The sequence below is a fragment of the Streptomyces sp. NPDC004542 genome (assembly GCF_040610035.1).
Taxonomy (GTDB): Bacteria; Actinomycetota; Actinomycetes; order Streptomycetales; family Streptomycetaceae; genus Streptomyces.
In genome coordinates, this window is record NZ_JBEXLP010000040.1 from 40,033 (window position 1) to 66,330 (window position 26,298).

25 protein-coding genes are annotated in these 26,298 nt (G+C 73.0%); 16 read left to right on the forward strand and 9 right to left on the reverse strand.

Going from position 1 to position 26,298, the window contains the following annotated elements:
• Positions 1-12 precede the first annotated feature (12 nt).
• The 5 genes from ABZX30_RS22060 to ABZX30_RS22080 all read left to right on the forward strand — a co-directional run bounded on the left by ABZX30_RS22060 (position 13) and on the right by ABZX30_RS22080 (position 4,449).
• Positions 13-453: a DUF742 domain-containing protein gene (locus tag ABZX30_RS22060; protein WP_355935841.1), complete on the forward strand. Its 441-nt coding sequence runs from the start codon at positions 13-15 to the stop codon at positions 451-453.
• A complete protein-coding gene (locus ABZX30_RS22065) occupies positions 401-1,015 on the forward strand; it encodes an ATP/GTP-binding protein (protein WP_355935843.1) in 615 nt (204 codons plus the stop codon). The genes ABZX30_RS22060 and ABZX30_RS22065 overlap by 53 nt, the downstream gene beginning before the upstream one ends.
• A gap of 142 nt (positions 1,016-1,157) precedes the next feature.
• On the forward strand, positions 1,158-1,487 hold the full coding sequence (locus tag ABZX30_RS22070; RefSeq protein ID WP_355935846.1) for a hypothetical protein: 330 nt from the start codon (positions 1,158-1,160) through the stop codon (positions 1,485-1,487).
• Complete coding sequence (locus tag ABZX30_RS22075; protein WP_355935849.1) at positions 1,487-3,961, forward strand: nitrate reductase; 2,475 nt, start codon at positions 1,487-1,489, stop codon at positions 3,959-3,961. Before ABZX30_RS22070 ends, ABZX30_RS22075 begins: the two co-directional genes overlap by 1 nt.
• Positions 3,958-4,449 carry a hypothetical protein gene (locus ABZX30_RS22080; protein WP_355935851.1) on the forward strand — a complete coding sequence of 164 codons (492 nt, stop codon included), beginning with the start codon at positions 3,958-3,960 and terminating at the stop codon, positions 4,447-4,449. The genes ABZX30_RS22075 and ABZX30_RS22080 overlap by 4 nt, the downstream gene beginning before the upstream one ends.
• A gap of 305 nt (positions 4,450-4,754) precedes the next feature.
• On the opposite strand, the gene ABZX30_RS22085 is transcribed toward ABZX30_RS22080, so the two are convergent.
• On the reverse strand, positions 4,755-5,471 hold the full coding sequence (locus tag ABZX30_RS22085; RefSeq protein WP_355935853.1) for an ANTAR domain-containing protein: 717 nt from the start codon (positions 5,469-5,471) through the stop codon (positions 4,755-4,757).
• 236 nt (positions 5,472-5,707) lie between these two features.
• On the opposite strand from ABZX30_RS22085, the gene ABZX30_RS22090 reads away from it, so the two are divergent.
• Together ABZX30_RS22090 and ABZX30_RS22095 are read left to right on the forward strand one after the other, a co-directional pair.
• Positions 5,708-6,073 carry an STAS domain-containing protein gene (locus tag ABZX30_RS22090; protein ID WP_355935914.1) on the forward strand — a complete coding sequence of 122 codons (366 nt, stop codon included), beginning with the start codon at positions 5,708-5,710 and terminating at the stop codon, positions 6,071-6,073.
• A complete protein-coding gene (locus ABZX30_RS22095; RefSeq protein WP_355935856.1) occupies positions 6,070-7,002 on the forward strand; it encodes an anti-sigma factor RsbA family regulatory protein in 933 nt (310 codons plus the stop codon). The genes ABZX30_RS22090 and ABZX30_RS22095 overlap by 4 nt, the downstream gene beginning before the upstream one ends.
• Positions 7,003-7,044: 42 nt before the next feature.
• Here ABZX30_RS22095 and ABZX30_RS22100 read toward each other — a convergent pair whose 3' ends face one another.
• The gene (locus ABZX30_RS22100) at positions 7,045-8,082 is read right to left on the reverse strand and encodes a rod shape-determining protein (RefSeq protein WP_355935859.1); all 1,038 of its coding nucleotides are present in this window, start codon (positions 8,080-8,082) and stop codon (positions 7,045-7,047) included.
• A 129-nt stretch (positions 8,083-8,211) separates the two neighbouring features.
• Positions 8,212-8,589, reverse strand: coding sequence for a CU044_2847 family protein (locus tag ABZX30_RS22105; protein WP_355935862.1), 378 nt, complete (start codon positions 8,587-8,589; stop codon positions 8,212-8,214).
• A 364-nt stretch (positions 8,590-8,953) separates the two neighbouring features.
• Here ABZX30_RS22105 and ABZX30_RS22110 point away from each other — a divergent pair, with 364 nt between their 5' ends.
• Complete coding sequence (locus tag ABZX30_RS22110; RefSeq protein WP_355935865.1) at positions 8,954-9,832, forward strand: hypothetical protein; 879 nt, start codon at positions 8,954-8,956, stop codon at positions 9,830-9,832.
• Positions 9,833-9,881: 49 nt separating this feature from the next.
• On the opposite strand, the gene ABZX30_RS22115 is transcribed toward ABZX30_RS22110, so the two are convergent.
• Positions 9,882-10,448, reverse strand: coding sequence for a hypothetical protein (locus tag ABZX30_RS22115; protein ID WP_355935868.1), 567 nt, complete (start codon positions 10,446-10,448; stop codon positions 9,882-9,884).
• Between the two features lie 145 nt (positions 10,449-10,593).
• Between ABZX30_RS22115 and ABZX30_RS22120 the strand changes: the two genes are divergently transcribed.
• The gene (locus tag ABZX30_RS22120; protein ID WP_355935870.1) at positions 10,594-11,367 is read left to right on the forward strand and encodes an IclR family transcriptional regulator; all 774 of its coding nucleotides are present in this window, start codon (positions 10,594-10,596) and stop codon (positions 11,365-11,367) included.
• Positions 11,364-12,209: an SMP-30/gluconolactonase/LRE family protein gene (locus tag ABZX30_RS22125; RefSeq protein ID WP_355935873.1), complete on the forward strand. Its 846-nt coding sequence runs from the start codon at positions 11,364-11,366 to the stop codon at positions 12,207-12,209. Before ABZX30_RS22120 ends, ABZX30_RS22125 begins: the two co-directional genes overlap by 4 nt.
• 35 nt (positions 12,210-12,244) lie before the next feature.
• On the opposite strand, the gene ABZX30_RS22130 is transcribed toward ABZX30_RS22125, so the two are convergent.
• From ABZX30_RS22130 to ABZX30_RS22140, 3 genes are read right to left on the reverse strand one after another with little or no spacing between them, the layout of a single operon-like run.
• Positions 12,245-13,636: an FAD-dependent oxidoreductase gene (locus ABZX30_RS22130; RefSeq protein WP_355935876.1), complete on the reverse strand. Its 1,392-nt coding sequence runs from the start codon at positions 13,634-13,636 to the stop codon at positions 12,245-12,247.
• Complete coding sequence (locus ABZX30_RS22135; protein WP_355935879.1) at positions 13,629-14,858, reverse strand: MAB_1171c family putative transporter; 1,230 nt, start codon at positions 14,856-14,858, stop codon at positions 13,629-13,631. Before ABZX30_RS22135 ends, ABZX30_RS22130 begins: the two co-directional genes overlap by 8 nt.
• Positions 14,855-15,430: a toxin-antitoxin system, toxin component family protein gene (locus ABZX30_RS22140; RefSeq protein ID WP_355935882.1), complete on the reverse strand. Its 576-nt coding sequence runs from the start codon at positions 15,428-15,430 to the stop codon at positions 14,855-14,857. Before ABZX30_RS22140 ends, ABZX30_RS22135 begins: the two co-directional genes overlap by 4 nt.
• 215 nt (positions 15,431-15,645) lie before the next feature.
• Here ABZX30_RS22140 and ABZX30_RS22145 point away from each other — a divergent pair, with 215 nt between their 5' ends.
• The 4 genes from ABZX30_RS22145 (at position 15,646) to ABZX30_RS22160 (ending at position 20,573) form a co-directional block, all read left to right on the forward strand.
• Entirely contained in the window at positions 15,646-17,004 is a 1,359-nt protein-coding gene (locus ABZX30_RS22145; protein ID WP_355935885.1) for an extracellular solute-binding protein, read from the forward strand.
• Positions 17,001-17,942, forward strand: a complete 942-nt coding sequence (locus tag ABZX30_RS22150) for a sugar ABC transporter permease (RefSeq protein WP_355935888.1) — start codon at positions 17,001-17,003, stop codon at positions 17,940-17,942. Before ABZX30_RS22145 ends, ABZX30_RS22150 begins: the two co-directional genes overlap by 4 nt.
• Positions 17,939-18,811, forward strand: a complete 873-nt coding sequence (locus ABZX30_RS22155; RefSeq protein ID WP_355935891.1) for a carbohydrate ABC transporter permease — start codon at positions 17,939-17,941, stop codon at positions 18,809-18,811. The genes ABZX30_RS22150 and ABZX30_RS22155 overlap by 4 nt, the downstream gene beginning before the upstream one ends.
• Positions 18,812-19,052: 241 nt before the next feature.
• A complete protein-coding gene (locus ABZX30_RS22160; RefSeq protein WP_355935893.1) occupies positions 19,053-20,573 on the forward strand; it encodes an alpha-N-arabinofuranosidase in 1,521 nt (506 codons plus the stop codon).
• Between the two features lie 85 nt (positions 20,574-20,658).
• On the opposite strand, the gene ABZX30_RS22165 is transcribed toward ABZX30_RS22160, so the two are convergent.
• Entirely contained in the window at positions 20,659-23,625 is a 2,967-nt protein-coding gene (locus ABZX30_RS22165) for a beta-galactosidase (RefSeq protein WP_355935896.1), read from the reverse strand.
• A gap of 72 nt (positions 23,626-23,697) precedes the next feature.
• On the opposite strand from ABZX30_RS22165, the gene ABZX30_RS22170 reads away from it, so the two are divergent.
• Complete coding sequence (locus tag ABZX30_RS22170) at positions 23,698-24,156, forward strand: Rrf2 family transcriptional regulator (protein WP_355935899.1); 459 nt, start codon at positions 23,698-23,700, stop codon at positions 24,154-24,156.
• A gap of 358 nt (positions 24,157-24,514) precedes the next feature.
• Complete coding sequence (locus ABZX30_RS22175) at positions 24,515-25,165, forward strand: DUF4360 domain-containing protein (protein ID WP_355935902.1); 651 nt, start codon at positions 24,515-24,517, stop codon at positions 25,163-25,165.
• A gap of 58 nt (positions 25,166-25,223) precedes the next feature.
• Here the strand turns inward: ABZX30_RS22175 and ABZX30_RS22180 are convergent, their stop codons facing one another.
• Positions 25,224-26,012, reverse strand: coding sequence for an intradiol ring-cleavage dioxygenase (locus ABZX30_RS22180; protein WP_355935905.1), 789 nt, complete (start codon positions 26,010-26,012; stop codon positions 25,224-25,226).
• Positions 26,013-26,298 lie beyond the last annotated feature (286 nt).

Below are 26,298 nucleotides of genomic sequence, written 5' to 3' on the forward strand. Positions count from 1 at the left end.
GAAGGGACCGTGATGTCCGTCGTCGGACCATCGCACGAGGCGGCAGAGAATCCCGAGGACCCGGCGGAGCCGCGGCGCCGCGCCCCCGCGATCCGGCCGTTCCTCCTGACCACCGGCCGGGTGTCGGCGGGCGGCGACTTTCCGCCGATGCCGGTGGAGACCCAGATCGTGTCGACCTCGGCCGGGCTCCTGGCCCTGAACTCGCTCACTTTCGAACGCCACGACATCGTCGCGGCCGGCCGACGACCGCTGTCGGTGGCGGAACTCGCCGCCGGGCTACGGCTGCACCTCAACGTGGTGCGCGTGCTGGTCGAGGACCTGCGTGTCGCCGGGCACCTCGCGGTCCATCGGCCGAATGCCGCGATCGCCCAGGATCTCTCCGTACTGCGAAGGGTTATCGATGGTCTCCGTGCCGTTCCCGACTCACGGGGAACACTCCGTGACACCAGTTGAACAGCCTCCGACACCGGTCAAGCTGGTCATCGCCGGCGGCTTCGGAGTCGGCAAGACCACGGCCGTCGCCTCGATATCCGAGATACGACCGCTGACCACGGAGGCCGCGATCACCGAGGTCGCGGCAGGAGTGGACGACCTCACCCACACCCCGGGCAAAACCACCACCACGGTCGCGATGGACTTCGGCCGCGTGACCATCGACCCGACACTGAAGCTGTACCTGTTCGGCACCCCGGGCCAGGACCGGTTCGGCTTCATGTGGGACGACCTGGTGGAGGGCGCCCTCGCCAGCCTGGTGATCGTGGACACCCGTCGACTCGACGACTGCTATGCGGCGGTGGACTACTTCGAGCACCGGGACGTCCCCTTCGCGGTCGCCGTCAACGCCTTCGACGGGAAGGTCGAGCACGACCTCAAGGAGGTGCGGTGGGCGCTGGACATCGCCGAACACGTACCACTGGTCGTCTTCGACGCGCGGAAGACGGGCTCGGTCCGCGACGCGCTGCTGGCCGCTCTGCAGGTCGCTGTGTCGCGCGCGGAAGCCGCCGTGCTGCCCTGACGGCGGAAGACCGGTCTGGGGTGTCCGTCGCCGCGCTGCGCGCACTGACCGGGGCCCCGCTGTCCACCATGCCGCTCGCGGTCTTCCTGTTCTCGCTCCAGAAGCACTGGCGCGGCGGCATCCTCACGGGCATCCTCTCCAGGTGGTCAACCTGCTCGCCGTCCGCCACCCGCACGCCGTCCGGTCGGTGATCGGCCTCGGCCCGGCCCACGGCGCGACCGGGGCCGAGGCCCAGCAGATCCCGGCCCGGCTCGCCGAGTACGAGCGGCACGGGGCCCGCGCGGCCGCCGCCTTCGTGGCCGGCGCGTTCTCGCCGCAGGCCCCGCCCGGCCTGCGCACCGCGCACATCCGCACCTGGACGAGCCGGGCCGGCCGGCGCGCGGGAGGACGGCGTCGGTCTCGTGCGAGGGCGGTACCGAACGCGTGCCGCCGGGTACTCGGGGCGCCTACGGATGGTGCCGGAGGTGCGTGATGGACGGGTCCGTGGACCGGATCGCCGAGCCCTGGGGTGTGCGTACGCCGTACGGGCCGGGCGCGGACTGGCCCGTACGCACCGACACCCACCTGGCCGCCGGGGTCGGCGAGGACGACGTGGAGCGGTGGGTGCAGGCGGCCTCGCTGCTGCACTCCCACGGGGACGCCATGGACATCGCGGTGCGCGGCGGGCGGATCGTCGGGGTGCGGGGGCGGGCCGTGGACCGGGTCAACAGAGGGCGGCTCGGGCCCCAGGACCTCTTCGGCTGGCAGGCGGGCGCCTCCCCGGACCGGCTCACCCGGCCGCTGGTCCGCGAGGGCGGGCGACCGGTGGAGACCGACTGGGACCACGCCATGGAGCGGATCGTGAGCCACAGCAGGCGACTGCTCCGGGAGCGCGGACCCGGGTCCATCGGCTTCTACACCACCGGGCAGCTGTTCCTGGAGGAGTACTACACCCTCGCCGTCATCGCCCGGGCCGGCATCGGCACCCCTCACCTGGACGGCAACACCCGGCTGTGCACCTCGACCGCCGCCGAGGCGCTGAAGGAGACGTTCGGCTGCGACGGGCAGCCCGGGTCCTGCACGGACGTGGACCACGCCGACGTCCTCGCCCTCTTCGGGCACAACGTCGCCGAGACCCAGCCCGTGCTGTGGATGCGCATGCTGGACCGGCTGGAGGGGCCCGAGCCGCCCCGGCTGATCTGCGTGGACCCACGGCCCACGCCCGTGGCCCGCCGCGCCGCCGTGCACCTCGCGCCCCGGCCCGGTACGAACGTGGCCCTGCTCAACGCCCTGCTGCACGAGGTCATCCGGACCGAGCGGGTCGACCACGACTACGTACGGGACCACACCGTCGGATACGAGGAACTCGCCGCCCGGGTGAGGGACTGCACCCCGCGGTGGGCCGCGCGGATCTGCGACCTGCCGGCCGCCGCGATCGAGGAGGCCGGCGAGATCCTCGGCGGTGCCGAGCGGCTGCTGTCCACCGTGCTCCAGGGCGTCTACCAGTCCCACCAGGCCACCGCCGCCGCCGTCCAGGTCAACAACCTGCACCTGATCCGCGGCATGCTGGGCCGCCCCGGCGCCGGGCTGCTCCAGATGAACGGGCAGCCCACCGCGCAGAACACCCGCGAGTGCGGCGCCGACGGAGACCTGCCGGGCTTCAGGAACTGGCAGAACGAGGAGCACGTCGCCGAACTCGCCCGCCTGTGGAACGTCACACCCGAGACCATCCCGCACTACGCCCCGCCCACCCACGCCCTGCAGATCTTCCGCTACGCCGAGCAGGGCTCCGTCCGCATGCTGTGGATCACCGGCACCAACCCGGCCGTCTCCCTGCCCGACCTGAACCGCATCCGGTCCGTCCTCGAACAGGAGCGGCTGTTCACCGTCGTACAGGACCTGTACCTCACGGAGACGGCCCAACTCGCCGACGTCGTGCTGCCCGCGGCCACCTGGGGCGAGAAGACCGGCACCTTCACCAACACCGACCGCACCGTGCACCTGGCGGAAAAGGCGGTCGAGCCGCCCGGCGAGGCCCGCCCCGACCTGGACATCCTCCTCGACTACGCCGCCAGGATGGACTTCCGCGACAAGGACGGCGGCCCCCTGATCACCTGGCGGGACCCGCGGACGGCGTTCGAGGCCTGGCAGCGGTGCAGCGCCGGACGGCCCTGCGACTACACCGGCCTCAGCCACGACCGCCTCCGCGGCGCGTCCGGCATCCAGTGGCCCTGCACCCCCGACGCCCCCGACGGCACCGAACGCCTCTACACCGACGGCATCACCTGGGCCCACCCCGACCACTGCGAGAGCTACGGCAGGGACCTGGTCACCGGAGCCACCGCCGAACCGGTGGAGTACCGCTCCCTCAACCCCGACGGCAAGGCGGTCCTCAAACCCGCCGAGTACCTCCCCCCGCACGAGATCACCACGCACGACTACCCGCTCCAGCTCACCACCGGCCGCACGCTCTACCACTTCCACACCCGCACCAAGACCGGCCGCGTCCCCCAACTCAACGCCGCCGCGCCCGAGATGTGGGCCGAGCTGTCCGCCGCGGAAGCCGCCGCCCGAGGGCTCGCGGAAGGCGACCTGGTCGAGGTCACCACGCCCCGCGGCGCGGTCCGCGCCCGGCTGCGCGTCACCGCCATCCGCGACGGCACGGTGTTCCTGCCCTTCCACTACGGCTACTGGGACACCCCGGCGGGCCACCGGCCACCGGACCGGGTCACCGGCCGGGCCGCCAACGAGACCACGATCACCGACTGGGACCCGGTCTCCAAACAGCCGCTGTTCAAGACGGCCGCCGCCCGCGTCCGCCTGTTCGCGCACGGCGACGGCACACCCGCGCCCGCCCCGACCACCACCGCCTCCGCACCGCTCCACCCGAACGGCATCCCGCCGACCGAGGGGGGACCCCAGGCCCACGCCACCCACACCGGGGACCGGCAGGAGGACCGCCCGTGAACGGCATCACGCTCACCCTGCGCGCCCTGGACCACGGCGAGCGCAAGCTGGAGAAGGACCTGCTGGCCGCCGCCGAACGGCACCACACCGAGCACGAGTTCCACCACGTCGCCGTCGACCTGGCCGGCTGGTCCCACCAGCACCGGGCCCGGATCGCCGAGACCGGCCGCAACTACGGCCTGGACCTGTCGAAGACGCCCGGCCGGCCGGCGTACGGCATCATGGCCACCCTCCGCGAAGTGGCCGCCGACACCCTCACGCGCCGTCCCGAGACCGGACTGCTGCTCCTGCACGACCTGCACGACCTCTGCCTGACCGCCTCCGGCAACTCCCTCTACTGGGAGATGCTCGCCCAGGCCGCACGGGCCACCAGGGACAACGGGCTCCTCGAACTGGTCTCCGCCTGCCACCCCCGGACACTCCGGCAGATCCGCTGGGCCGACTCCATGATCAAGATCCTGTCACCGCAGCTGCTCACGAGCCGGTGAGCACGGCACGGATCCAGGCGCCCCGCCCTCCTTCCCGCGGAGTAGCCGGACGCCCACGGCTCATCCTCCGGGACCAGGGCGGGTGCCCGCGCGGGCGATGTGCCCGGCGGGCGCGAGGACGAGGCTTGGAACAGCACGTCCGAGGCAGTGAAGAGACAGCAGGGAGGGCGTCATGGAGCGCCGGATCCGTGTGCGTGTCAGCCGCCGGCCCGCAGCGCCCCGGGGCCAGGAGATCGACCGCAGGACGCCGTCGGGACGGATCCTGCCGTACTGATCCGTGGCCCGCCGAGCCGCCGGCCTGCTGGTCAACGGTGGGCGCGGTGGCGCAGGAGCGCCGCGCGCAGGGCGCCGCGCAGGCACTGAGGCAACGGCGGGCCGTCGGCCGTGATGCTGGCGGTGACCGCCTCCGCGACGGTGTGCAGCTTGGTGTTGGACCGTTGGGAGGTCTCCCGCAGGATGTCCCATGCCTGGTCGGACGTGCAGGCGTGGACGGCCATGAGGACGCCCCGGGCCTGGTCGATCAGCGGGCGGGACGCGATCGCCCGGCGCAACTGGTCCATCTCCTCCTCCAGGACGCGGATCCGCTCCGCGCGCTCCCGCGACACCGCCGAGGAACTGAGGGAGGGGGAAGGGGCGGGCGGCTCCGGGCCCGGGGCGGGGCCCGGGTCCTGAGGGCCTGTGTGCAGCGGGTCCGCGCTGTCCAGACCCGCCAGTTCCAGGATCCGGCGCGGCTGGCCGTCCCAGGCGGTGGCCGAGACGGGGAGGCCATGGTCCCAGCCGTACTCGTTCAGGAGCTCGAGGAACTCCAGCCCGGTGCTGTCCATGAAGTGCACCGCCGACATGTCCAGCTCCACCCGGACCACGCCCGCCGGCAGGGCCGCCAGCGTCGTGGCGAGGGTGTCGACGCAGCCGCGGACGAGCTCGCCCCGCGGGGACAGCAGGGCCCGGCCCGTCTCCGTACGGGCGTCTATGACCAGCGTGGCCGGCCGCCGGTAAAGAGGTGCGCGTGCCGCCGAGGTCATGTCTGGGTCCCTGTTCGTCGCGGACGGTGCTCCTGCGCGAGCGCCGCGTGCGTGCCGTGTCGAAGCGCAAGCCACTGTGCGCGTGCCCCCCGTGCCGCGGAGTACTCGGATACGGAGAGAAGAATGGAGAAGAAACGGAGGTAACCGGTGATTACCGGCGGTCCGGGGAACCGGGGCGCCGACGACGGCGCATACTGGGGGCCCGTGGTCCTGAGTACCGAGGAGACGGCGTGAGCATCCCCGAGCCCGCGCGACCCGCCCCGCAGGGCAGTGTCGCGCCGAAGGTACAGGTGCCGCAGTTGCGGGTGCGTCCGCTGTCCGGAAGGGCCGGCGTCCAGGCGACCGGCGAGGTCAGCTGGGCCACGCGCGGGGTCTGGGAACACACGCTGGAGCAAGCCGTGCGCGAGGACGAGGAAGTGTACTGCTTCGAGCTCTCGGAGGTGACGTTCGTGGACGTCGCGGGTGTCGACGCGCTCGCGGGCGCCGCCCAGCGGCTCCGTGACGGCTGTCGGCTCGTCGTCGACCGGCCGCCGCCCACCCTGCCGCGCCTCCTGGAACTGTTCTGGCCCGGCCTCCGGACGATCGAGGTGTCGAACACATGACCGCCGAGGCCGAACCCTTCGGGCATCACGCGCTGTTCTACGCGGACGAACAGCAGTACCTCGCGGGCACGGTCCCCTTCATCCGGGACGGACTCGCCGGCGGCGAACCGGTCGCGGTGGCCGTCCCCGGCGAGAACCTGCGGCTCATCCAGGACGAGCTGGGCGCCGACGCGGAGTCCGTGCGGTTCCTGGACATGCGCGAGGCCGGGCGCAACCCCGGCCGCATCATCCCCGGCGTGCTGCACGCGTTCGCCGATGCCCAGCCGCCCGGCCGGCGGGTCCGGATCATCGGCGAGCCGGTCTGGGCGGGCCGCAGCGCCACCGAGTACCCCGCCTGTGTCCAGCACGAGGCACTGATCAACGCGGCGTTCCAGGGCCGCGAGGCCACCATCGTGTGCCCGTACGACACCGTGCGCCTCGGCGAGCAGGTCCTCGCGGACGCCTGCGCCACCCACCCGGTCGTCATCCCGGCCGGCGCCACCGACGGCCGCGACAGCGACGCCTACGCCCCCGAAGCCGTCGTCGCCCGCTACAACGAGCCGCTGCCGGCCGTCGCCGACGGGCTGTCCTCCGACTTCGGCGAGGAGACCCTCGCCGAGGCCCGGCACACCGCCACCGCCGAGGGCGGCCGGCTCGGTCTCACCGGCATCCGCCTGGAGGACCTGGCGCTGATCACGGCCGAGCTGACCACCAACAGTGTGGTGCACGGCGGCGGTTCGGGCCGTCTGCGGGTCTGGGCGGAGCACGGGTACGTGGTCTGCGAGGTGCGGGACAAGGGCCGGCTGACCGATCCGCTGGCCGGCCGCCGGCCCGCGAGCCGCGACCAGCGCGGCGGCCGCGGCCTGCTGCTGGTCAACCTGCTGGCCGACCTGGTACGCCTGCACACGGGGGAGGACGGCACCACGATCCGCTGCTACCTGGCTCCGTAGGCGGCCCCGCAGCGGCACCCCGACCACATCCCGGCGGCCCTCTCAGGCGGCCAGCGGATCCAGCACCAGCGGAGGGACGCTGCCCTCCAGCATGGCGCCGATGCCCTCGACGGCGCACAGTTCGGGCCGTTCGGCGATGTGCACCGGCATACCGGTCGCCTCGATCAGCATCCGGTCGAGGCCGGGGAGCAGCGCGGAGCCGCCGACCATCATGATCCCCCGGTCGGCCAGGTCGGCGACCAGGTCGGGCGGGCACTCCCGCAGCACCTTGCCGATACCGTCGAGCACGGCGGTCAGCGGGCTCCGGATGGCCTCTCGCACCGTGGCGGTGTCGACCCGCACACTGCGGGCGAGGCCGGTGACCACGTCCCGGCCGTGGATCTCGGTGGACGCCGGGCCGCGCGGGGTCAGACCGTGGCCGGACAGGGCGAGCTGGAGGGGCCGTACGGACTGGCTGGGCAGCATCAGCGCGTGCGCGTGCCGCAGGTGCTGCAGGATCGCCTGGTCGACGGCCTCACCGCCCACCGGGATCCGCTGGGCCGTGACGATCGACCCCAGGGACAGGACGGCGACCTGCGTCGCGGCGGCCCCGCACACCATGATCATGGTCGCCTCGGGCCGCTCCAGCGGCAGACCGCACCCCACGGCCGCGGCGATCAGTGTGTCGACCAGCTCCACGCGCCGGGCGCCGAATCCGACCAGCGTCTCGACCGTCGCCCGCCGGGCCAGTGGGTCGGCGTCGTGCGGCGTGCAGGCCGCCGCCCGCAGCCGGGGCCGGCGGCGCAGGCTGCGGCGCATCCTGTCGCCGAGCAGATGGCGCAGCATGCGCTGGGCCATCTCGATGTCGACGACCGTGCCGCCGGAGACGGGCCGCACCACCCGGATGTAGTCCGGCGTCCGCCCCGTCATCTGCTCCGCGAACTCGCCCACGGCTATCAGGGAGCCGGTACGGGTGTTCACGGCGGCGACGGACGGCTCGTCGACGACGAGCCCCGGCCCCTTCACGTACACGCGGGTCCGGGCCGCTCCCATGTCCACGGCGAAATGGCAGCGGCGCAACTGCTCCAGACTGACGCTCACGGCAGATCCTTCCGGGTGCGCGGGCTTCCTCTGAGCATCCTGCGGGGACACGGGGGGTGGGCGCCTTCTGGAGGGGGCCGGGTGGGGGGTGCGAGGGCGCTGGGCCGTCGCGCGCCAGGCAGCGCGCCCTCAGGGCCGGGCGGGTTGTCCTGGGGCCGGCGGGACCGTGGCCGGCCGCTCCGCTGCTCCCTCGCCCGGTGACCAGCTCAGCCGGACCACCAGTTGGCCCTCCGCCGTGCCCTTGGCGATCACCGCGCCGGCCTCCGCGCTCAGCTTCACGCCGAACTCCAGCTCCACGGAGTCGGGCCGCAGGGTGCCGTCCCGGAAGACCCGCAGCGCGGACCGGGCCGCCGCGCGCACCCCGTCCAGGGCGCTCTCGAAGGTGCGGGCGGTCTGCGCGGCCGGTCCCTCGCCGCGGGACACGAGCCGGGATCCGGTCGCCGCTTCCGCGGTCTCCACGACGACGAGGGCGCCTTCCTCGGTCCTGAACTCCACCAGTCTGTTCATGGCGCCGATCGCTCCCCCGTGCGCTGATCCGGTGTCAGCTCCATTGTGGCGCAGGAGGACTGGCGATGTCCCCGCTTCCGCGGTCCGCGATGCCCCGGATCCCCCGGGGCACGGCTCGGCTGTCGGGGGCGCTCGGCACCAACGCCCCCTTCCCGCACCAGGCGGCCCCGTCTCCCGCACCAGGCGCCCGCCGCGCCGGTCAGGGCGTGCGCGGCGCGGTCCGGGTCCGCGCCGTCGGTCACTGCGGTTCCCGCCACCGACGCCCGGGGCTTCACCGAGGGGGAGGGCCGACCGCCTGTCCCGGGCGCGGCCGGGGTTGTTAGCCTGCGGGGCGATCGTCCCCTACGGCACCGAAGGAGCCACCGTGCCCCGCATCGCACTCGCCACCTACGACCCCGGAGCGGAGCCGAGCAAGGACCGCGATCTGCCGGGGCTGGTGCGGGGCCTGCGCGCGGCCGGGGCCGACGCGGTCGCCGTGACCTGGGACGACCCCGGCACCGACTGGGGCGGCTTCGACCTGGTCGTCATCCGCTCGACCTGGGACTACAGCTGGCGGACGGCGGAGTTCACGGCCTGGGCCGAGCGGTGCGCGAAGGTGACCCGCCTGGCCAACCCGGTGCCGGTGGTGCGCTGGAACACCGACAAGCGCTACCTCGGCGACCTCGCGGCGGCGGGCGTGCCCGTGGTCCCCACCCGGTACCTCGCACCCGGCGACGCGGTGACCGCGGACAGCCTCCCCGGCGACCACGACTTCGTGGTGAAGCCCACCTTCGGGGCCGGCGCCAGGTTCGCCGCCCGGTACACGCCCGCCGAGCGGACCACGGCCCTGCGGCAGCTCGCCCGGATGCACAAGGAGGGGCTGACCGCGATGGTGCAGCCCTACCTGACCCACATCGACGTCAGCGGCGAGCGGGCGCTGCAGTTCTTCGGCGGCCGGCTGCTGCACGCCAGCCGCAAGCGGGCGGTGCTGGCGCCCGGCACGGCCTACGACGCGGACAAGGTGGCCCACCCCGCCCTGGAGCCGTGGACCCCGACCCCGGCCGAACTGTCGGTCGCCGAGCGGGCGCTGGCCGCCGTACCGGGCGGGCCGGAGCTGCTGTACGCGCGCGTGGACCTGGCCGACGGGGCGGACGGGGAGCCCCGGGTGATGGAGCTGGAACTGGTCGAGCCGAACCTGTTCCTCTTCCTGCACCCGCGGTCCCTGCCGAGGGTGGTCGAGACGATCCTGGCGGCGGCGTCCTGACGGCGGCGGGCTGGAGTGCTCCCGCTCCCGCTCGTGCCCCCGCTTTCGCTCAGCGGTCCGCGCCGGCGACCGCCGTCCGCTGCAGCAGCCCCCAGGTGAACTCGGCGACCACCGCCCGCGGTACGCCCCGCCCGTCCGGGGCCTCGAAGGCCAGGCCCCAGCGCGTGGGGGCGGTGCCCTCCAGGGGACGGGCGGGCGCGAAGGCGCGGGCCGCCTCGTCGACCGTGCAGGACCAGGGGACGAGGTCCTCGACGGTCCGCAGGGCGGGGCCCTCGGCTCCGGGGGCGCGCACCAGCCACTCGTTCCAGACGGCGCCCTCGGGCGAGACCGTCACCTCGAAGCGCAGGCCGGGCCAGAGGGGGAGCGGCCACTGCCAGACCCGGCACTCCAGGTCGCCGAGGGCGCGCTTGCCCTCCGACTCCGGGGGGCCGAGGACGGACCGGTACCGGGAGGACGCCGAGCGGGACCGGGGTGACCGGACCATCGCCTGCCACCGCCGGTTGGTCTCCCGCATCTGGGCGACCGAGGCGCCCAGCTCACGGCGGGCGTCCTCCACCAGGTCCGGGTTGTGGTCGGCCATGCGGCGCAGCAGTACCAGCTGGAAGTCGAGGTCCATGCGGCCCATGGTGCCGCGTACCCGTTCCCGCCCATTGCCCGGGCAAGTGTCCATGCGTAGCCTGTGTTCGTCATGCCGATCGCCTGTTGATATCTCGAACGCCGGGACTCGAACGGGCGCTGAAACCCAAGGGAGGGGGCCGGACATGGGACGCCTCGTACCTGCCGTGACCCGGGCTCTCGACATTCTCGAGCTCTTCCTCGACGGGGACGGGACGCTCTCCGCCCCCGACATAGTGCGCAAGCTCCAGCTGCCGCGCACCACCGTGCACGAGCTGGTGACCACGCTCGCCGCCCGGCAGTACATCGTTCCCGTGACCGGCCAGCCCGGACGTTACCGGCTCGGCGTACGCCCGTACCAGCTCGGCAGCCGCTACGCCGAGCAGCTCGACCTCGCCGCCGAGGGCCAGCAGGTGGCCCGCTCGGTCGCCGAGACCTGCGACGAGACCGTCCACGTGGCGATCCTCGAGGGCACCGACGTCATCTACATCGCCAAGGTCGACTCCACGCACGCGGTGCGCATGGTGTCGGCCGCCGGGCGCCGGCTGCCCGCCCACTGCACCTCGGTCGGCAAGATGCTGCTGGCCTCGCTGCCCGAGCCGGAGCTGGCCGCGCGGATCCCGGACGACGCCGAGCTGGCCGCGATGACCCCCAACAGCATCACCGATCCGGGCGCCCTGCGCGAGGCCCTCGCCGGGATCCGGCAGCGGGGGATCGCGGTGGAGAACCGTGAGTCCAACCCGGACGTGTCCTGCGTCGCCGCACCGGTGCGCGACCGCACCGGGCAGGTGGTGGCGGCCCTGTCCATCTCCGTGCCTATGATCCGCTGGAGCGAGGACCGCCGGGACGAGCTGGAGCAGCTCGCGGCGAAGGGTGCGGCGGAACTGTCGGAGCGGCTCGGACACAGGAGCGTGGCATGACGGCGTACGAGGTCGCGGTACGGGCCGAGGCGGAGCTCGGCGAAGGGCCGACGTGGGACGCGGTGACCGGCCGGCTGATCTGGATCGACATCCTGCAGTCCCGGGTGCACACCTACGACCCCGCGTCGGGCCGGCGCACGGTCCGCACGGCCCCCCAGCACGTCGGCGCCGTCAAGCCCCGGGCGGGCGGCGGCCTGGTGCTCAACCTCCGGGACGGCGTGGGTCTGCTCGACCCCGACGACACCTTCCGCTGGCTGCACCACGAACCGGTCCCCGGCCGGCGCGGCAACGACGCGGCGGTCGCGCCCGACGGGTCCCTGTGGGCGGGCACCATGCGCTACGACGAGGCCACGGGCGGCGGCACGCTGGCCCGGGTCGCGGCGGACGGTGCCGTGACGACCGTGCTGCCGGACGTGACCGTGAGCAACGGCACGGGGTGGAGCCCGGACGGCCGCCTCATGTACTACATCGACACCCCCACGCGGCGGATCGACGTCTTCGACGTCGACGGGGAGCGGGTGTCCGGGCGGCGGCCGCTGGTGGAGATCGAGGACGGCGCCGGTTATCCGGACGGGCTCACGGTGGATGCCGACGGCTGCGTGTGGGTGGCGCTGTGGGACGGCGGGGCGGTACGGCGGTACACGCCGGGCGGTGAGCTGGACCGGGTGATCCGGGTACCGGCTCCCCGGACGACCGCCTGTGCCTTCGGGGGCGCCGATCTGAGCGACCTGTACATCACGACGGCCCGGGTCGGGCTGGCGGCGCCGCATCCGCTGTCGGGGTCGGTGCTGGTGGTGCCGGGGGCGGGCAAGGGCCTGGCGCAGCCGGCGTTCGGCGGCTGAACCGGGCCGCCCCCTCGGGGGCCGCGGCCGGGTCCTCAGAGCCCGGCCGCCTTCCGTTCCTCCGTGGTCAGCGGTGGGCCCGCCAGCGGCGGCCGCAGCGGGCCCACCGCCGCCGCCAGGACCACGCTCGGCGCCAGCAGCACCTCCGCCCCCCGTTCCAGGGCCGTCACGTCGGTCACCCGGCGGGCGATGCGCCCGTTCCCGGTGGCGGTGTGCAGCAGCCGCCGTACGTACGCCGCCGTGACCCGCTCGCGGAGCGTGGGGCCGCCCTCCGTCGCCCCGGGGTAGAAGACGTCCACCCCGGTCGACAGGTCCCAGGCGGCCCGGACGGGCCGGCCGACCGCCTTCTGGATCCGCCGGGACAGGCCGGGCGACCGCATTCCGTGGCGCCGCACCACGTCCCGCAGCACCACCGCCGACTGCGCCGCCACCGACATGCCGTGCCCGTACACCGGGTTGAGCGCGCACACCGCGTCCCCGAGCACCACGAAACCCTCCGGCCAGGCGGGCATCCGTTCGTAGAACCAGCGGCGGTTGGCGGTCGTCCTGGTGAGTGCCACCTCGCTCAGCGGTTCCGCGTTCGCCAGCAGGTCGGCGACGATCGGATGGCTCAGCTCCTCGCGGGCGTACCGGAGGAAGCCGGCGGCGTCGGCGGCCGGTTCACCGCCCCGGCTGCCGTACAGGGTGACCATCCACCTGCCGTCCTCGATGGGCATCAGGACGCCGCCGCGCCCGGGCCGCCCGTCCCGCGGGTCCGCCTGCACGTGGACGACGGGAAAGCCGTCCCGTGCCTGGTCCGGTGCCCGGAACAGCCGGCTGGCGTAGACGATGCCGGAGTCGACCTCGCGCCGCTCGGGCGCGGGCAGGCCGAGCGAGGCGAGCCACCGCGGGGCGCGGGACGCGCGTCCCGTGGCGTCGACCACCAGGTCGGCCGGCAGCGTCCGCTCGGAGCCGTCGTCCGCCCGGACCCGTACCCCGGTCACCGCCTTGCCGGTGCCGGCCGGTCCGAGCGCCTCCGTCCGCTGCACCAGCTCGATCCGGCCGTCGGCCAGCACCTGCTGCCGGACCACCGAGTCCAGCAGGTCCCGGCTCGACGGCAGCATGAACGCGGACTCGCCCCAGCGGCGGAACCAGCCGTGCGGCGACAGCGCCACCATGTCCGTCGTCACCGGCAGCCGCGTCACCCCGGCCGCCCGCAGCCGCCCGATCACCCCGGGCACCAGCTGTTCCAGCGCCCGCGCCCCGCCCGACCACAGCTGGTGCACGTGCCGGGCCTGCGGCAGCCCCTGGCGCGGTGCGGGCCCGTCCGGCAGCGCGTCCCGCTCGACGACGACCACCCGGTCGGCGGGGCCGGCGAGCGCCCTGGCGGCGAGCAGGCCGGCCAGGGAGCCGCCGAGGACGACGGCGGTGGTGGTGCGGTCACTCATGTACGGGCACGCTCTCTGCTGGGGCGGCCGCGTGCGCGCGGACCGCCTCGACGGCGTCGGGACGGCGGAGGGCTCGGGACACGGCCCCGATCTCCTGGAGCAGGTTCGTCGTGTCGGGGGAGCCCGCCGGATCGGCCGGTTCCGGGGTGTGGCCGCGGGCCTCCACGGCGTCCAGGACGACCACCGCGGCGGCCAGCGCCCGCGCCCGGTCCGGCGGGTGCCCGAGGCGGAGCGCCGCGTCGTACGACCGTCTGCCGAGGTCGGTGTCGACGCGCCGGGCCAGCGACAGCAGCGCGTCCCGGATGAACGTCTCCCGGCGGGTCAGCCGCAGCTCGGGCGTGGCGCGCAGCACGAAGGGCACGCCCTCGCCGCTCACGGTCCGCATCAGCTGGTACAGCGGCCGCAGTTCGCGGTGGGCGAGCCGGACCCGCCAGCGGTCGTGCAGGTACTGGCCGGCGTGCGGCAGGATGAAGCCGACCGCGATCAGGATGGCGGACAGGGCGGCGACGGGCGGGGCCAGGTTGGTGCTCAGCCAGTCCAGGTCGTGACCGGTCCAGCGGGCGGTGACGGCGATCAGCTTGGAGCTGTCGAAGACCAGGTTCGTCACGTAGCCGGCGCCCAGCGACCTCAGGCCCCAGCGCAGCCAGGCGTCGAGGCCGTCGGCGCGGGCCCAGTTCCAGATGAGCTTGGACGTGATCACGCAGGCCACGGCGTGCGCGACGAGGTAGAGCAGGATCTCCTCGCGCATGAAGGGGGTGTTGGCGTAGTACGTGTCCAGGTCCCGCAGCCGCTCCACGGGCGCGTCGGCGAGCGCGAACAGCACCCACAGCGCGACGATCACCCCCGAGTAGACGCAGATGACCCAGCGCATCGCGCGCCGGGTCTCCGCCGTGCGGTCGGACAGCCCGTTGCGCCAGGCGATGATCAGCAGCAGGCAGGAGCCGCAGAACGCGGTGAGCAGCGAGTAGCACCAGGGCGCCGAGATGTTGGGCACGCCCACCAGCCGGTTGACCCGGGCGATCGTCGACGGCGTGCAGAACACGAACACCGCGCAGGCGAGCAGCAGCAGTCCGCCGACCGCGCGCAGCAGCGGGTCCCGCCACAGCCGGATGATCGTGGGCAGTTTGATCACCAGGGCGGCGGTGAGCACCGCGGTGGGGATCCAGAAGGAGATGTACAGCTCCCCCAGGAGTCCGGAGGGGTCCAGGGCCAGCAGGGTCACCGGGCGGTTCCTCCGTGCCCCCGGTAGCCCAGGGTGCGCTGGACGGGGTCGACCGGGGTGCTCGGGCCCCTGCCGGAGAGGTAGGGGCGGAAGAGGGCCGCCAGCCGGTGCCCGAAGTCGTCGGCCTCGGCCTCGTCGGCCTCCCGGGAGCCGTTGCGGGCCGCGACCGTGAGGGCGACGTCGCGCCAGCCCGGCCCGTCGGCCAGGGCGCGGGCCGCCGCCGCGCCCACCCGGTGGTGGTGCCGGTGTCCGGCGTGCATGTGCCACAACTCGTGCCCCAGGATGACCAGTTGCTGCACCGCCTCGGCCCGTTCCTCCACGATGACCAGGTCGAAGTCCTGGAACTCCACCCACAGGCCGGTGACCTCGATCTCGTCGGGGAAGCGCTCGAAGCGCAGCTCGACGGGCCGCCCGGAGCGCCGCGCGCTCATCACCTCGCACAGCACCTGGCACAACTCGCGCACGCCGGAAGGGGCGTGCGGCCGTTCGCGGACCGCGCGGGCGAGGTCGGCGGCGAGGCCGCGCATCGCCGAACGGGGCCGGAAGCGCCGGAGCACGCCCGCGATGTCCATCGCTCCCCCTCCTCGCCGACGGACGGTGGCCCGTCCGAGATTACGCGTTCGGATGTGTCCGCGTCATGCGCTCGCGCGACCGTAGTTCAACCGGGAACGACCGGAAGTCGACGTGGTGAGTTCCTGCCGGACCCATTGACGCGGGCGCGCTTCGATTTTACGGTCCGTTCGAAGTTACGAGCGCTATTCGACATATCGAACAGTTAGGGCGGGGTATGGGACAACCTGGCCTGAACCGCAGGCAACTTCTCGCCGCCGCCGGCGGCTCGGCGGTCGTGGGCAGCTTCGGCTTCGCGGCCCTCGGCACGGGCGCCGACGCGCTCGCCGCAGGCACGCGGACCCGGGTGCGGTACTGGAACCTCTTCAGCGGCGGCGACGGTTACAACATGATCGCCATACTGGATGCCTTCCGTAAGGCGCATCCCGGCATCGACGTGAAGGACTCGACCCTCCAGTGGGGCAGCCCCTTCTACACCAAGCTCGCCATGGCCGCGGCGGGCGGCCGCGCCCCGGAACTCGGGGTCATGCACCTGGGGCGGGTCGCCGGCTTCTCGCCCGGCCGCCTGCTGGACCCCTGGGACCTGGACCTGCTCGCCAAGTACGGTGTGCGGAAGGAGGACTTCAACCCCGCGCTGTGGAAGCGGGCGGTCATCGACGGCACGCTCTACGCCCTGCCGCTCGACATCCACGTCCAGCTCTGCTACTACCGCAAGGACGTACTGAAGCGGGCGGGCCTGCTCGGCGACGACGGCAGGATGGTGCCCATCACCTCCACCGAGGAGTGGTTCGACGTCCTCAAGGAGGCCAGGAAGGCCACCAAGAAGGGCCTGCAGACCATCGGCATGTGGCACAGCGACCAGAACGTCCAGTGGTGGTTCTTCGTCGCCTTCTACACCCAGCTCGGCGGCACCTGGTTCGACGACGCCAGGACCCGGGTCACCTTCGACACCGACAAGGCGACCCAGGTCCTGGAGTTCCTGCGCCGGCACCTCACCGACGGCTACGCCAACCCCGCCTTCGGCGGCACCGCGGGCGCCGAACAGTTCGTCAACGGCGCCCCCTTCGCCTGGGAGGGCAACTGGTCGGTGCCCGTCTTCGACAGCGCCGGGATCGACTACGGCGCGGTCCCGCTGCCACCCGTCTTCGGCCGGCCGGCCACCCACGCCGAGTCGCACTCCTTCGTCCTGCCGCGCCAGGCTGACCGCGGCGGCGCCGCGAACGAGGCCGCCCACCGGCTCGCCGCCTACATCGTCAAGCACGCCCTGCAATGGGCGGCCGGCGGACACATCCCGGCGTACACGCCGACCCTGTCCACGGCCGCGTACCGGAGGCTGGAGCCGCAGAACGAGTACGTCTCGGCGATGAACCACCAGGCCAACGAGCCGAAGGTGTGGTTCGCCGGGTCCACCGGCATCCTCGCCCAGCGGATCGGCCCGATCGTCGTCTCCTCCACCACCGGCTCCGCCCGGCCGGACGCCGTCGCCCACCGGATGAGGAGCACACTCGCCGAGCTGCTCGCCATGAAGAACCCCATGGACGGCAGGACCGCCGCGCAGGGAGGTGCGGTCGCATGACGACGACCAGTGCCGAGACCGTCGTCCGCCCGGCGCGCGCCAGGGCCGTCGCGGGCGGCACCGCCGTCCGCCGCGGGCAGGGACTGCAGCACGGCGGCTGGTTCGTCGCCCCGTTCCTGGCGCTGTTCGCGCTCTTCGTGGTCTGGCCACTGCTGCGGGGCCTCTACCTCAGTCTCACGGACGCCAACATCTCGGGCGCGGACACCCACTTCATCGGCCTCGGCAACTACCGCGAGGCCCTGCACGACCCGCTGATGTGGGACGCGCTCGGCCACAGCGCCTTCTTCACGCTGCTGGTCGTGCCCGGCCTCACGGTCCTCGCCTTCCTCCTGGCCATGCTGGCCCACCACATCGAGCGCGGGAAGTGGCTGTGGCGGCTGTGCTTCTTCATGCCGTTCCTGCTGCCGTCCACGGTCGCGGGCAACCTGTGGCAGTGGCTGTTCAACCCCGGCACCGGCATGATCAACTACGTCTTCGGCATCGAGACGCCGTGGCTCACCGACAAGTCGTATGCCATGCTCGCCATCGTCATCTGCACCCTGTGGTGGACGGTCGGCTTCAGCTTCCTGCTCTACCTCGCCGCGCTCCAGGGCATCCCCGCCCACCTCTACGAGGCCGCCCGGCTGGACGGCGCGGGCGGCTGGCACCGCACGGTCCACATCACGCTGCCGATGCTGCGCAACATCACCGGGCTCGTCGTCGCCCTGCAGATCCTGGCCTCGCTCCAGGTCTTCGACCAGGCCGTCGTGATGACGGACTTCGGCACCGGACCCGAGGGCAGCACCCGCACCTTCGTGCAGTACACCCTCGAACAGGGCTTCACCAGCTACCGCGTGGGCTACGCCTCCGCGATCTCCATCATCTTCTTCGTGCTCATCGCGGCCGTCGCCCTCGCCCGGATGTGGCTGCTGCGCAACCGTGAGGAGGGCGGCCGATGACCACCGCCGCACAGACGGCCGCACCGGTACGCGGCAAGCCCCGCAGCGCCTGGACACCCGGCCAGGTCGTGCTCACCCTGCTCGGCGTGGCCGTCTCCGCGGTGATGCTGTCGCCGCTGGTCTGGGCGCTGTTCACCGCGTGGAAGTCCGAGACCGAGGCCGTCGAGGTGCCGCCGCACTGGCTGCCGAAGGACTGGACCGGGCAGGCCTGGAAGGCGATCTTCGAGACCGGCAACATCACCGACTGGTTCGTGAACTCCCTCGTCGTCTCCGTCTGCGTCACCACCGTCGTGCTGCTGGTCGCCGCACTCGCCGGATACGGCTTCGCCCGCACCGAGTTCCGCGGCAAGGGCGTCCTGCTGGGCCTCGTCATGACCGGCCTGATGGTCTCGCCCGCCGTCCTCGGCGTGCCCCTGTTCACCACCGTCCGGCAGATGGGCATGGTCGACACCTACTGGGGCATGATCCTGCCGCAGTGCGCGCCCGCCGCCATGGTCTACATCCTGTACAAGTTCTTCCAGGGCATCCCGCACGAGCTGGAGGAGGCGGCCTTCATCGACGGAGCCGGCCGCTGGCGGGTCTTCTTCACCATCGTGCTCCCGCTCTCGCGTCCCTCCCTCGCGGCGGTCGGCATCTTCACCTTCATCGCCTCGTGGAACAACTTCCTGTGGCCCTACATGGTGACCAACAACCCCGACCTGATGACCATGCCGAACGGCATCGCGACCGTCATGAACTCCTACGGCATCCAGTGGGCCCAGCTCATGGCCGGCGGCCTCATGGCCGGCCTGCCGCTGATCGTCGTCTTCGTCTTCTTCCAGCGCCAGATCGTGGCGGGTGTCGCGCACACCGGCCTCGCCGGCCAGTGACCGCCGCCGGCCGGTTCCGCGCCGGCCCGCCCCGGTGACCGGGCCGTGCACCGGCAGTGGCGGCCGTGGTCTCGGCCCCGCCTGCCCGGGCCGCCCCGCCGGCCCGGGCGGCGAGCGGGTGTACCGCCGGGACCGGCCGGACCGCCACCGCCGCGGCGCCGGCGGCGGGCCCGGGCGGACCTGGCCGGACGCGGGCCGGCCTGCCCCTCCCTACCCGACACCGATCCTCCGAAAGGACCCCATGAGCAAGCGCACCGCCCGTTTCACCCTCGATCCCGCCTTCACCGTCGGCGAGGTCAGTCCCCGTCTCTTCGGATCCTTCGTCGAACACCTCGGCCGCTGCGTCTACACGGGCATCCACGAGCCGGGCCACCCCTCGGCCGACGAGGCGGGCCTGCGTACCGACGTCCTGGACCTGGTCCGCGAGCTCGGGGTCACCACCATCCGCTACCCCGGCGGCAACTTCGTCTCCGGCTACCAGTGGGAGGACTCGGTGGGCCCGGTCGAGGACCGCCCCCGCCGCCTGGACCTCGCCTGGCACTCCACCGAGACCAACCGCTTCGGGCTCTCCGAGTACATCGCGTTCCTCAGGAAGGTCGGCCCGCAGGCCGAGCCCATGATGGCCGTCAACCTCGGCACCCGTGGCGTGGCCGAAGCGCTCGAACTCCAGGAGTACGCCAACCACCCGTCCGGGACGGCGCTGTCCGACCGGCGGATCGCCCACGGCGACAAGGACCCCTTCGGCATCCGGCTGTGGTGCCTCGGCAACGAGATGGACGGCCCCTGGCAGACCGGCCACAAGACCGCCGAGGAGTACGGCCGCCTGGCCGCCGAGACCGCCCGCGCCATGCGCCAGATCGACCCGTCCGTCGAACTGGTCGCCTGCGGCTCCTCCAGCCAGTCCATGCCCACCTTCGCGAAGTGGGAGGCGACGGTCCTCGAGGAAGCCTACGACCTGGTCGACTTCATCTCCCTGCACGCCTACTACGAGCCGCTCGACGGCGACGTCGACTCCTTCCTCGCCTCCGCCGTCGACATGGAGTCCTTCATCGAGAACGTGGTCGCCACCTGCGACCACGTCGGCGCCCGCCTGAAGTCCAAGAAGAAGATCAACCTCTCCTTCGACGAGTGGAACGTCTGGTACCTCTCCCGCTGGGAGGAGCACGCCCGCGGCATCGACCAGCGGGACTGGCCCGAGGCGCCCCGTCTGCTGGAGGACAACTACAGCGTCCTGGACGCGGTGGTCTTCGGCTCGCTGCTCATCGCCCTGCTCCGGCACGCCGACCGCGTCACCGTCGCCTGCCTCGCCCAGCTGGTCAACGTCATCGCCCCGATCATGACCGAGCCGGGCGGCCCGGCCTGGCGGCAGACGACGTTCTTCCCGTTCGCGCAGGCCGCGAAGTACGGGCGCGGGCAGGTCCTGGACGTGCGGGTGGACTCACCGACGTACGGGACGCGGAAGTACGGCGAGACGGACCTGCTGCACGCCACCGCCGTCCGCGCCGAGGAGGGCACGGTCACCGTCTTCGCCGTCAACCGCGACCGCACCCGGACGCTGCCCCTCGAGGTGGCCCTGAACGGCCTCGACCTCACCTCGGTCGTCGAGCACAGCGTGCTCGCGGACGCCGACCCCGACGCCCGCAACACGCTCGACGCGCCCGAGCGGGTCGCCCCGCACCCGGCCGAGGGCACCGCCCTGGAGGACGGCACGCTCACCGCCGTACTGGAGCCGCTGTCCTGGAACGTGATCCGCCTGGCGTAGGAGCCGGCGGGCGCTGGGCGTGTTTCGAAAGTCCCGTCGTCCGCCCGGATCGCGGGGCAGGCGGGACTTTCGCAACACGCCCTACCTAACGGCCGGGGGAGGCCACCGGGGTCACCGGTACTCCTCCGGCCGCGCTGCCCAGCAGGGTCAGCCGCACCTTGCCCGGGCCCGACAGCGAGGTGAACTCGGACAGGACGGCCAGGGCCAGGGTGTTGGTGCCCCGGGTGCGCAGGATGCCGTTCGGCAGGACGAAGGTGTGCTGCGGGCCCACGTTGTTGATGTACTGGCCCATGTTCCAGCCGTTGAGGAACAGCTGGACGCGGTAGGCCCGGTACGGGTCGTCCTCCAGGACCAGCCCCACCGAGGCGTCGATGCCCGCGGGCACGGCCGGCCGGAACGTGGTCCGGTACCAGGTCACGCCCTGTCGGCGCTCGGCTCGCGGGAAGTCCACGGCCTCCCAGTCCCGGTCGGCGAAGCCGGGCAGGTGCCAGCCCTCCCGCTCCCCGTACAGGCCGCCGTTGTTCTGCGGCCCGCGCACCGGATCGGGCGCGGCCTCGCCCTGGATGCGCCAGCTCACCTTCGGGGTGCCGCCCTCGAAGGCGACCGCGGTCAGGCCGCGCGCCACCTTGTGGGTGTCGAGCCCCTTGCCGTCCTGGTCGTGCTGCATGCGCCGCACCAGGACGGAGAGCACGTGCCGGCCGGGCCCGCGCAGCTCCTCCCGTACCGGGAAGACGGCCGTGTCCGCCCAGCTGCCCTGCCGGACCGTGTCCCTGGTCGGCACCGGCATGCGGTGCGTGCCCAGCGGCTCCCCGTCCAGCCAGGCCATCAGCAGGCCCTGGGTGCCGGTGCTGTAGGCGAGCGAGACCTCCTCGAGGCCGGCGGAGCCGGTGAACGTGCCCCGGTACCAGACGTCGCCGTAGTGGAAGCCGTAGTCGTCGGCGAAGAGGACCGGCTGCCCCTTCGGCACCGGCGTGGTGCCGGCCGACGCGGTCAGGTCGGCGGCCCGCCACGTCGAGTCGTCGAAGGCGGGAGTGGCCTCCGGGTTCTCCGTGCGCATCCGCCAGCCGCCCAGCTCGGGCAGCCGCACCTCCGGTACCCCGGGCAGCAGCGTCCCGGCCACCAGGCTCCCGGACATCGCGACCCGGGTGGGCACCGGCCGCCCGTTCCACGTCACGTGCTCGATCCCGCGCGGCCCCCACACCTCCAGCCCGGTCTCCCCGACGGTGTCCCCGGTGAGGTGGACGGTGGAGCCGCGCAGCTCGGCGTGGCGCAGCAGCGCGGGCCCGTAGACCAGCAGGGTGCCGGACGGCGTGTCGTACGGGAACAGCCGTACCGAGGACGCCTCGTCGGCGAAGAGCAGCAGCAGCGGTGTCTCGCTCTCGCCGCGTTCCACCAGCACCCGGGTCAGACCGCCGAGGCCGAGGGGCGCGGTCACGTGCAGTTCCTCGCCGTCGTACGACCAGGCCGCCTCGGCGTCCAGCCGGGTGACGTACGGCTCGCTCGGGCACTCGAGGACCAGGTGCGCCATCTCGCCGTGGCGGCCGGTGAACAGGGCGATGTCCTGCCGGCCGGCGGTCAGCCGCAGCATCGGCTGGGCGGTGCAGTACTTCAGCTTCCGGTGCCCGAGGCCGAGTCCGGTCGTCAGGATCCGGGCGTCCCGGGCCGGGACGGTGATCTTCAGCTCGCCCGCGTCGGTCGGCAGCGTGCTGGTGACCTCCTCGGCGCCGTCGTTGCGGGCCACGTACACATGGGCGCCGGTGTCCGGGTTGGTGAGGTGGTAGACCTTCAGCCCGGCCGCCTTGACGTCCGCCGCCCGGTCCAGCTTGGCGAAGTCGGGCACGCGCTGCAGCATGTGCCCGATCTGGTGCATCGGCACGATCTTGCCGGTGACGTTGCGGCCCTCGTCGATCGCGGCGCCGTAGTCGTACGACGTGTACACCACCGGCGCGGGCAGCCAGCCCCACGAGGTGCCCCCGAAGGTCATGTACACGTTGTGCAGGGTGATGCCGTTGGCCAGGTTGGTCAGGTAGAAGCGCCGCTCGTACGCCGCGTCCCGGGTGCGCCGCGACTCGGCGTACCCCTTGCCGTCGAACCAGGCCCCGCCCCACGGATCGAACCAGCCGCCGCCGAACTCGGGCATGAACCCGGGCGTCCGCGGACTCGCGGTGGCCCCGCCCCTCAGCCCGCCCGGACCGAAGTGCCCCCAGTCCGGCGGCACCTTCGACGGGGACGGGTACCCGTCGAAGCCGTACAGCCACTGCCCCTTCTCGCCGCCGGTGTCGAACGAACCGGGGATCCAGTAGCCGTTGCGCCCCTTGTCGTTGTGGAAGAGGGGTACGTCGATCCCGTCCGCCCGCACCTTCCGGTACAGGTGGGACATGTAGTTCCGGCCGGCCGGCTCGTCGACGTGGGCGTCGTACTCGTTCTCGATCTGGTACAGCAGGACCGTGCCGGTGCCCCGGGTGAACAGGTGCCGGCGCGCGATCCGGTTCACCGCGGTCAGCCACGCGTCGACGTGCTCCAGGTACGCCGGGTCGTCGGTGCGGGCCGTGCCCCCGGTCGCCGTCAGCCAGCCGGGGAAGCCGCCGCCGTCGATCTCGGCGTTGATGTACGGCCCCGGGCGCAGGATCACGTACAGCCCGGTCTCGGTGGCCGTGCGCAGGAACAGGTCCAGGTCGCGGACGCCCGTGAAGTCGTACGTCCCCGGGGCCGGCGAGTGGTAGTTCCACGCCACGTAGACGCTGACCGCGTTGTAGCCGTGCGCGCGCATCTTCTGCAGCACGTCGCGCCACAGGGACGGGCTGGGCAGCCGGAAGGGGTGCATCTCGCCGGACCACAGCACCAGCCGGCTGCCGTCGACGACGAGCGAGTAGGCGTCGTGGCCGACGGTGTGCCGCCGCCCGTCCGCGCCGGGCGGCCCGGGCGCCGGGCCGGTCGGCACACCGCGCGCCGCGTACGCCGAGGGCGCCCCGGGGCCGCCGCTGCCGCCCAGGGCGAGGCCGAGCGCGGCGGAGCCGGCGAGGGCACTGAAGGTACGTCTGCTGAGCGCCAAGGGACCCTCCGGGCGATCTTACGGGGACCGGGTCCGGCCATTCTCCATGGGCCCACGCCCCACAATGGACGCATGAGGATCTCGGCACGGGCGGATTACGCGGTACGGGCGGCACTGGAGCTTGCCGTACGGGAGGGTGACGGCCCGGTGAAAGCAGAGGAAATCGCTGCCGTGCAGGACATCCCGCACAAGTTCCTGGAGGGCATCCTCGGGGACCTGCGGCGCGCCGGGATCGTCGGGAGCCGGCGTGGCGGGGGCGGCGGATACCGGCTGGCCCGGGAAGCCTCGGCGATCACCGTGGCGGACGTCATCCGCGCGGTGGACGGCCCGATCGTCTCGGTCCGGGGCGAGCGGCCCACCGGGCTCGCCTACACCGGCACCGCCCAGCCGCTGCTGCCCCTGTGGATCGCGCTGCGCGCCAATGTGCGCCGCATCCTGGAGGGCGTCACGATCGCCGACCTCGCCGCGGACGCGCTGCCGGAGCCGGTGCGCAGGCTGGCGGAGGAGCCGGCGGCGTGGGAGAACCCGTGACCTGCTCCCGGCGGGCGTCCTGACCGGGATCCCGGCCTCCGCGCAGGCCGGCCCCCGGCGTCGCCGTGGCCGGCGGGTCGTGGCCCGGACCGGCGGGCCGGGCGCCGTGGGCGCGTGCACCGCGGCGACCGTGCCGTCCCGGATGCCGGCCGTGCTCGCCGGCCCCGGGGCGGAAGGCGCCAAGCGGCAGCCGCAGCCTGTCGCCGCGTGAAATTCCCGTTGTGAATGGCCGGAGTTGAACCTGCCCGGCCCCGGTGGCGCTTTCCTACGATGCGAACGCCTCCGGCCTTCACACGTCTCTCACAGTTTCTCCAGTGGCCGGAGCGACCCACCCCCCACTCGAGAACAGGGAGAAACCATGGCTCGTGGCCTGCTCCTGAGCGGCGCGGTAGCCGCGCTCCTGACCAGCGCGGTACCCGCGCACGCCGAGTCCCCGGTGGTCGACAACCCGCCCCCGGACAAGATCGTCATCGATGTCGCCACGGTGAACGGGTCCGGCTGTCCCCAGGGCACGGCCGCCGTCGCCGTCTCGCCGGACAACACGGCCTTCACCGTGACCTACAGCGACTACCTCGCCCAGGCCGGCGGCGACTCCGACCCCACGGCGTTCCGCAAGAACTGCCAGCTCAACCTGATCGTCCACGTTCCGCAGGGCTTCACCTACGCCATCGCCAGCGCCGACTACCGCGGCTTCGCCTCGCTCCAGCCCGGTGCGACCGCCACGCAGAAGGCCTCGTACTACTTCCAGGGTCAGCCGGACACCGTGGCCAAGAGCCACCCGTTCAGCGGCCCGTACAACGACGACTGGCAGGCCACGGACAGCACCGACGTGGCCCAGCTGGTGTACGCCCCCTGCGGCGTGCTGCGCAACTTCAACATCAACACCGAGATCCGCGTCAACGCGGGGACGACGTCGCCCGGCAAGGTCAGCTTCATGACCATGGACTCGACCGACGGGGAGATCAGCACGACGTACCACATGGCGTGGAAGGCCTGCCCGGCCTCGTGACCCGGGGAACCCGGCCCGTCCGGCGAGGCCGGACGGGCCGGGTTCGTCGTGCGCGGGGTCAGCTCGAGACGCCCAGGGTGAGCGTGCCGGAGTACCCGGAGGAGGCCGAGCTGCCCAGGGCGGTGAGGGTGAGGAGGCCGGACGAGGCGCCCCCGCCGTCGTAGATGCCGTCCTGGGAGAGGGTGGTGCGGGTGACCGTGTTGGCCGAGTACGGGGAGACCTTCGCGACCGCGGTCGTGATCGTCTCGTTGAAGAACAGCTGACCGGTGTGGACGGTCCGGCCGCCGGTGAACGATCCGTCGGAGGTCAGGGTGACGCCCGTGTGCACCTTGACGTGGATGTGGATGCAGCGGCCGCGGTACCAGCCCGGGTAGATCGTCGTCAGCTTGGCGACGCCGTCGGAGCCGGTGAGGACGCCGCCGCGCAGGAACGTGCGGTCGTCCGGCTCGTTGTGGCCGTTGCTGCCGACGTAGCCGGAGTACTCGCCGAGCGCGTCGGCGTGCCAGATCTCCACCAGCGCGTTGGCGACGGGGGTGCAGGCCGAGTTGACGACGGTCAGGGCGAGCTTGAGCGGGATGCCCGCCTTGCCTTCGGTGATGTCGGAGCGGACCAGCGCTCCGTCGAGGTAGTAGGGGCCTTCGGTCATCTCCTTCGTGAGGGTGCAGACGGCCGCGGCGGCGACCGGAGCGGTGTCCGGCGTCCCGGCGGCGGTGACGGATCCGGGGGCGGCGGCGGCACCTACGGCCAGGGCCGCCGCCGTCGTCCCGGTGGCGATCAACACGGTGCGGCGCCCGACCGGGCGGTCTTCGGAGCCGGCCTTCTGAGTGTGCGGTGTGTTGTCTGTCATGAACACGGCACCATAGGGAGCGATGCTGTCGACGAGCTGTCAGTTCGGCAAAGTGACGGGACGTCAAGACTGCTGTGGGCCAAGGCTGCCAGACAGGAGCGGCGGTGGGCGGTCCGCCGGACGGCCGGTCATCCCACCTGCCCCATACCGGCCGCGTTCGGCCAGCTCTGCGCGTTGGGCCAGCCGGTCGGCGGGGCGGGGGACAGGCCGGCGGCGGGGCCCGGGGCGGTCATGCCGCGCACCTGGGCCGCGGTGAGACCGCCGCGGGCGGGGACGCCCGGCGGGG

Bases quoted from the DNA above. Each gene is read 5' to 3' on its own strand.
- ABZX30_RS22085 (WP_355935853.1), bottom strand. From the start codon at position 5,471: ATGACCTCGGCGGCACGCGCACCTCTTTACCGGCGGCCGGCCACGCTG.
- ABZX30_RS22095 (WP_355935856.1), top strand. From the start codon at position 6,070: ATGACCGCCGAGGCCGAACCCTTCGGGCATCACGCGCTGTTCTACGCG.
- ABZX30_RS22075 (WP_355935849.1), top strand. From the start codon at position 1,487: ATGGACGGGTCCGTGGACCGGATCGCCGAGCCCTGGGGTGTGCGTACG.
- ABZX30_RS22140 (WP_355935882.1), bottom strand. From the start codon at position 15,430: ATGGACATCGCGGGCGTGCTCCGGCGCTTCCGGCCCCGTTCGGCGATG.
- ABZX30_RS22130 (WP_355935876.1), bottom strand. From the start codon at position 13,636: ATGAGTGACCGCACCACCACCGCCGTCGTCCTCGGCGGCTCCCTGGCC.
- ABZX30_RS22175 (WP_355935902.1), top strand. From the start codon at position 24,515: ATGGCTCGTGGCCTGCTCCTGAGCGGCGCGGTAGCCGCGCTCCTGACC.
- ABZX30_RS22170 (WP_355935899.1), top strand. From the start codon at position 23,698: ATGAGGATCTCGGCACGGGCGGATTACGCGGTACGGGCGGCACTGGAG.
- ABZX30_RS22180 (WP_355935905.1), bottom strand. From the start codon at position 26,012: ATGACAGACAACACACCGCACACTCAGAAGGCCGGCTCCGAAGACCGC.
- ABZX30_RS22155 (WP_355935891.1), top strand. From the start codon at position 17,939: ATGACCACCGCCGCACAGACGGCCGCACCGGTACGCGGCAAGCCCCGC.
- ABZX30_RS22120 (WP_355935870.1), top strand. From the start codon at position 10,594: ATGGGACGCCTCGTACCTGCCGTGACCCGGGCTCTCGACATTCTCGAG.
- ABZX30_RS22125 (WP_355935873.1), top strand. From the start codon at position 11,364: ATGACGGCGTACGAGGTCGCGGTACGGGCCGAGGCGGAGCTCGGCGAA.
- ABZX30_RS22065 (WP_355935843.1), top strand. From the start codon at position 401: ATGGTCTCCGTGCCGTTCCCGACTCACGGGGAACACTCCGTGACACCA.
- ABZX30_RS22115 (WP_355935868.1), bottom strand. From the start codon at position 10,448: ATGGACCTCGACTTCCAGCTGGTACTGCTGCGCCGCATGGCCGACCAC.
- ABZX30_RS22150 (WP_355935888.1), top strand. From the start codon at position 17,001: ATGACGACGACCAGTGCCGAGACCGTCGTCCGCCCGGCGCGCGCCAGG.
- ABZX30_RS22060 (WP_355935841.1), top strand. From the start codon at position 13: ATGTCCGTCGTCGGACCATCGCACGAGGCGGCAGAGAATCCCGAGGAC.
- ABZX30_RS22105 (WP_355935862.1), bottom strand. From the start codon at position 8,589: ATGAACAGACTGGTGGAGTTCAGGACCGAGGAAGGCGCCCTCGTCGTC.
- ABZX30_RS22160 (WP_355935893.1), top strand. From the start codon at position 19,053: ATGAGCAAGCGCACCGCCCGTTTCACCCTCGATCCCGCCTTCACCGTC.
- ABZX30_RS22145 (WP_355935885.1), top strand. From the start codon at position 15,646: ATGGGACAACCTGGCCTGAACCGCAGGCAACTTCTCGCCGCCGCCGGC.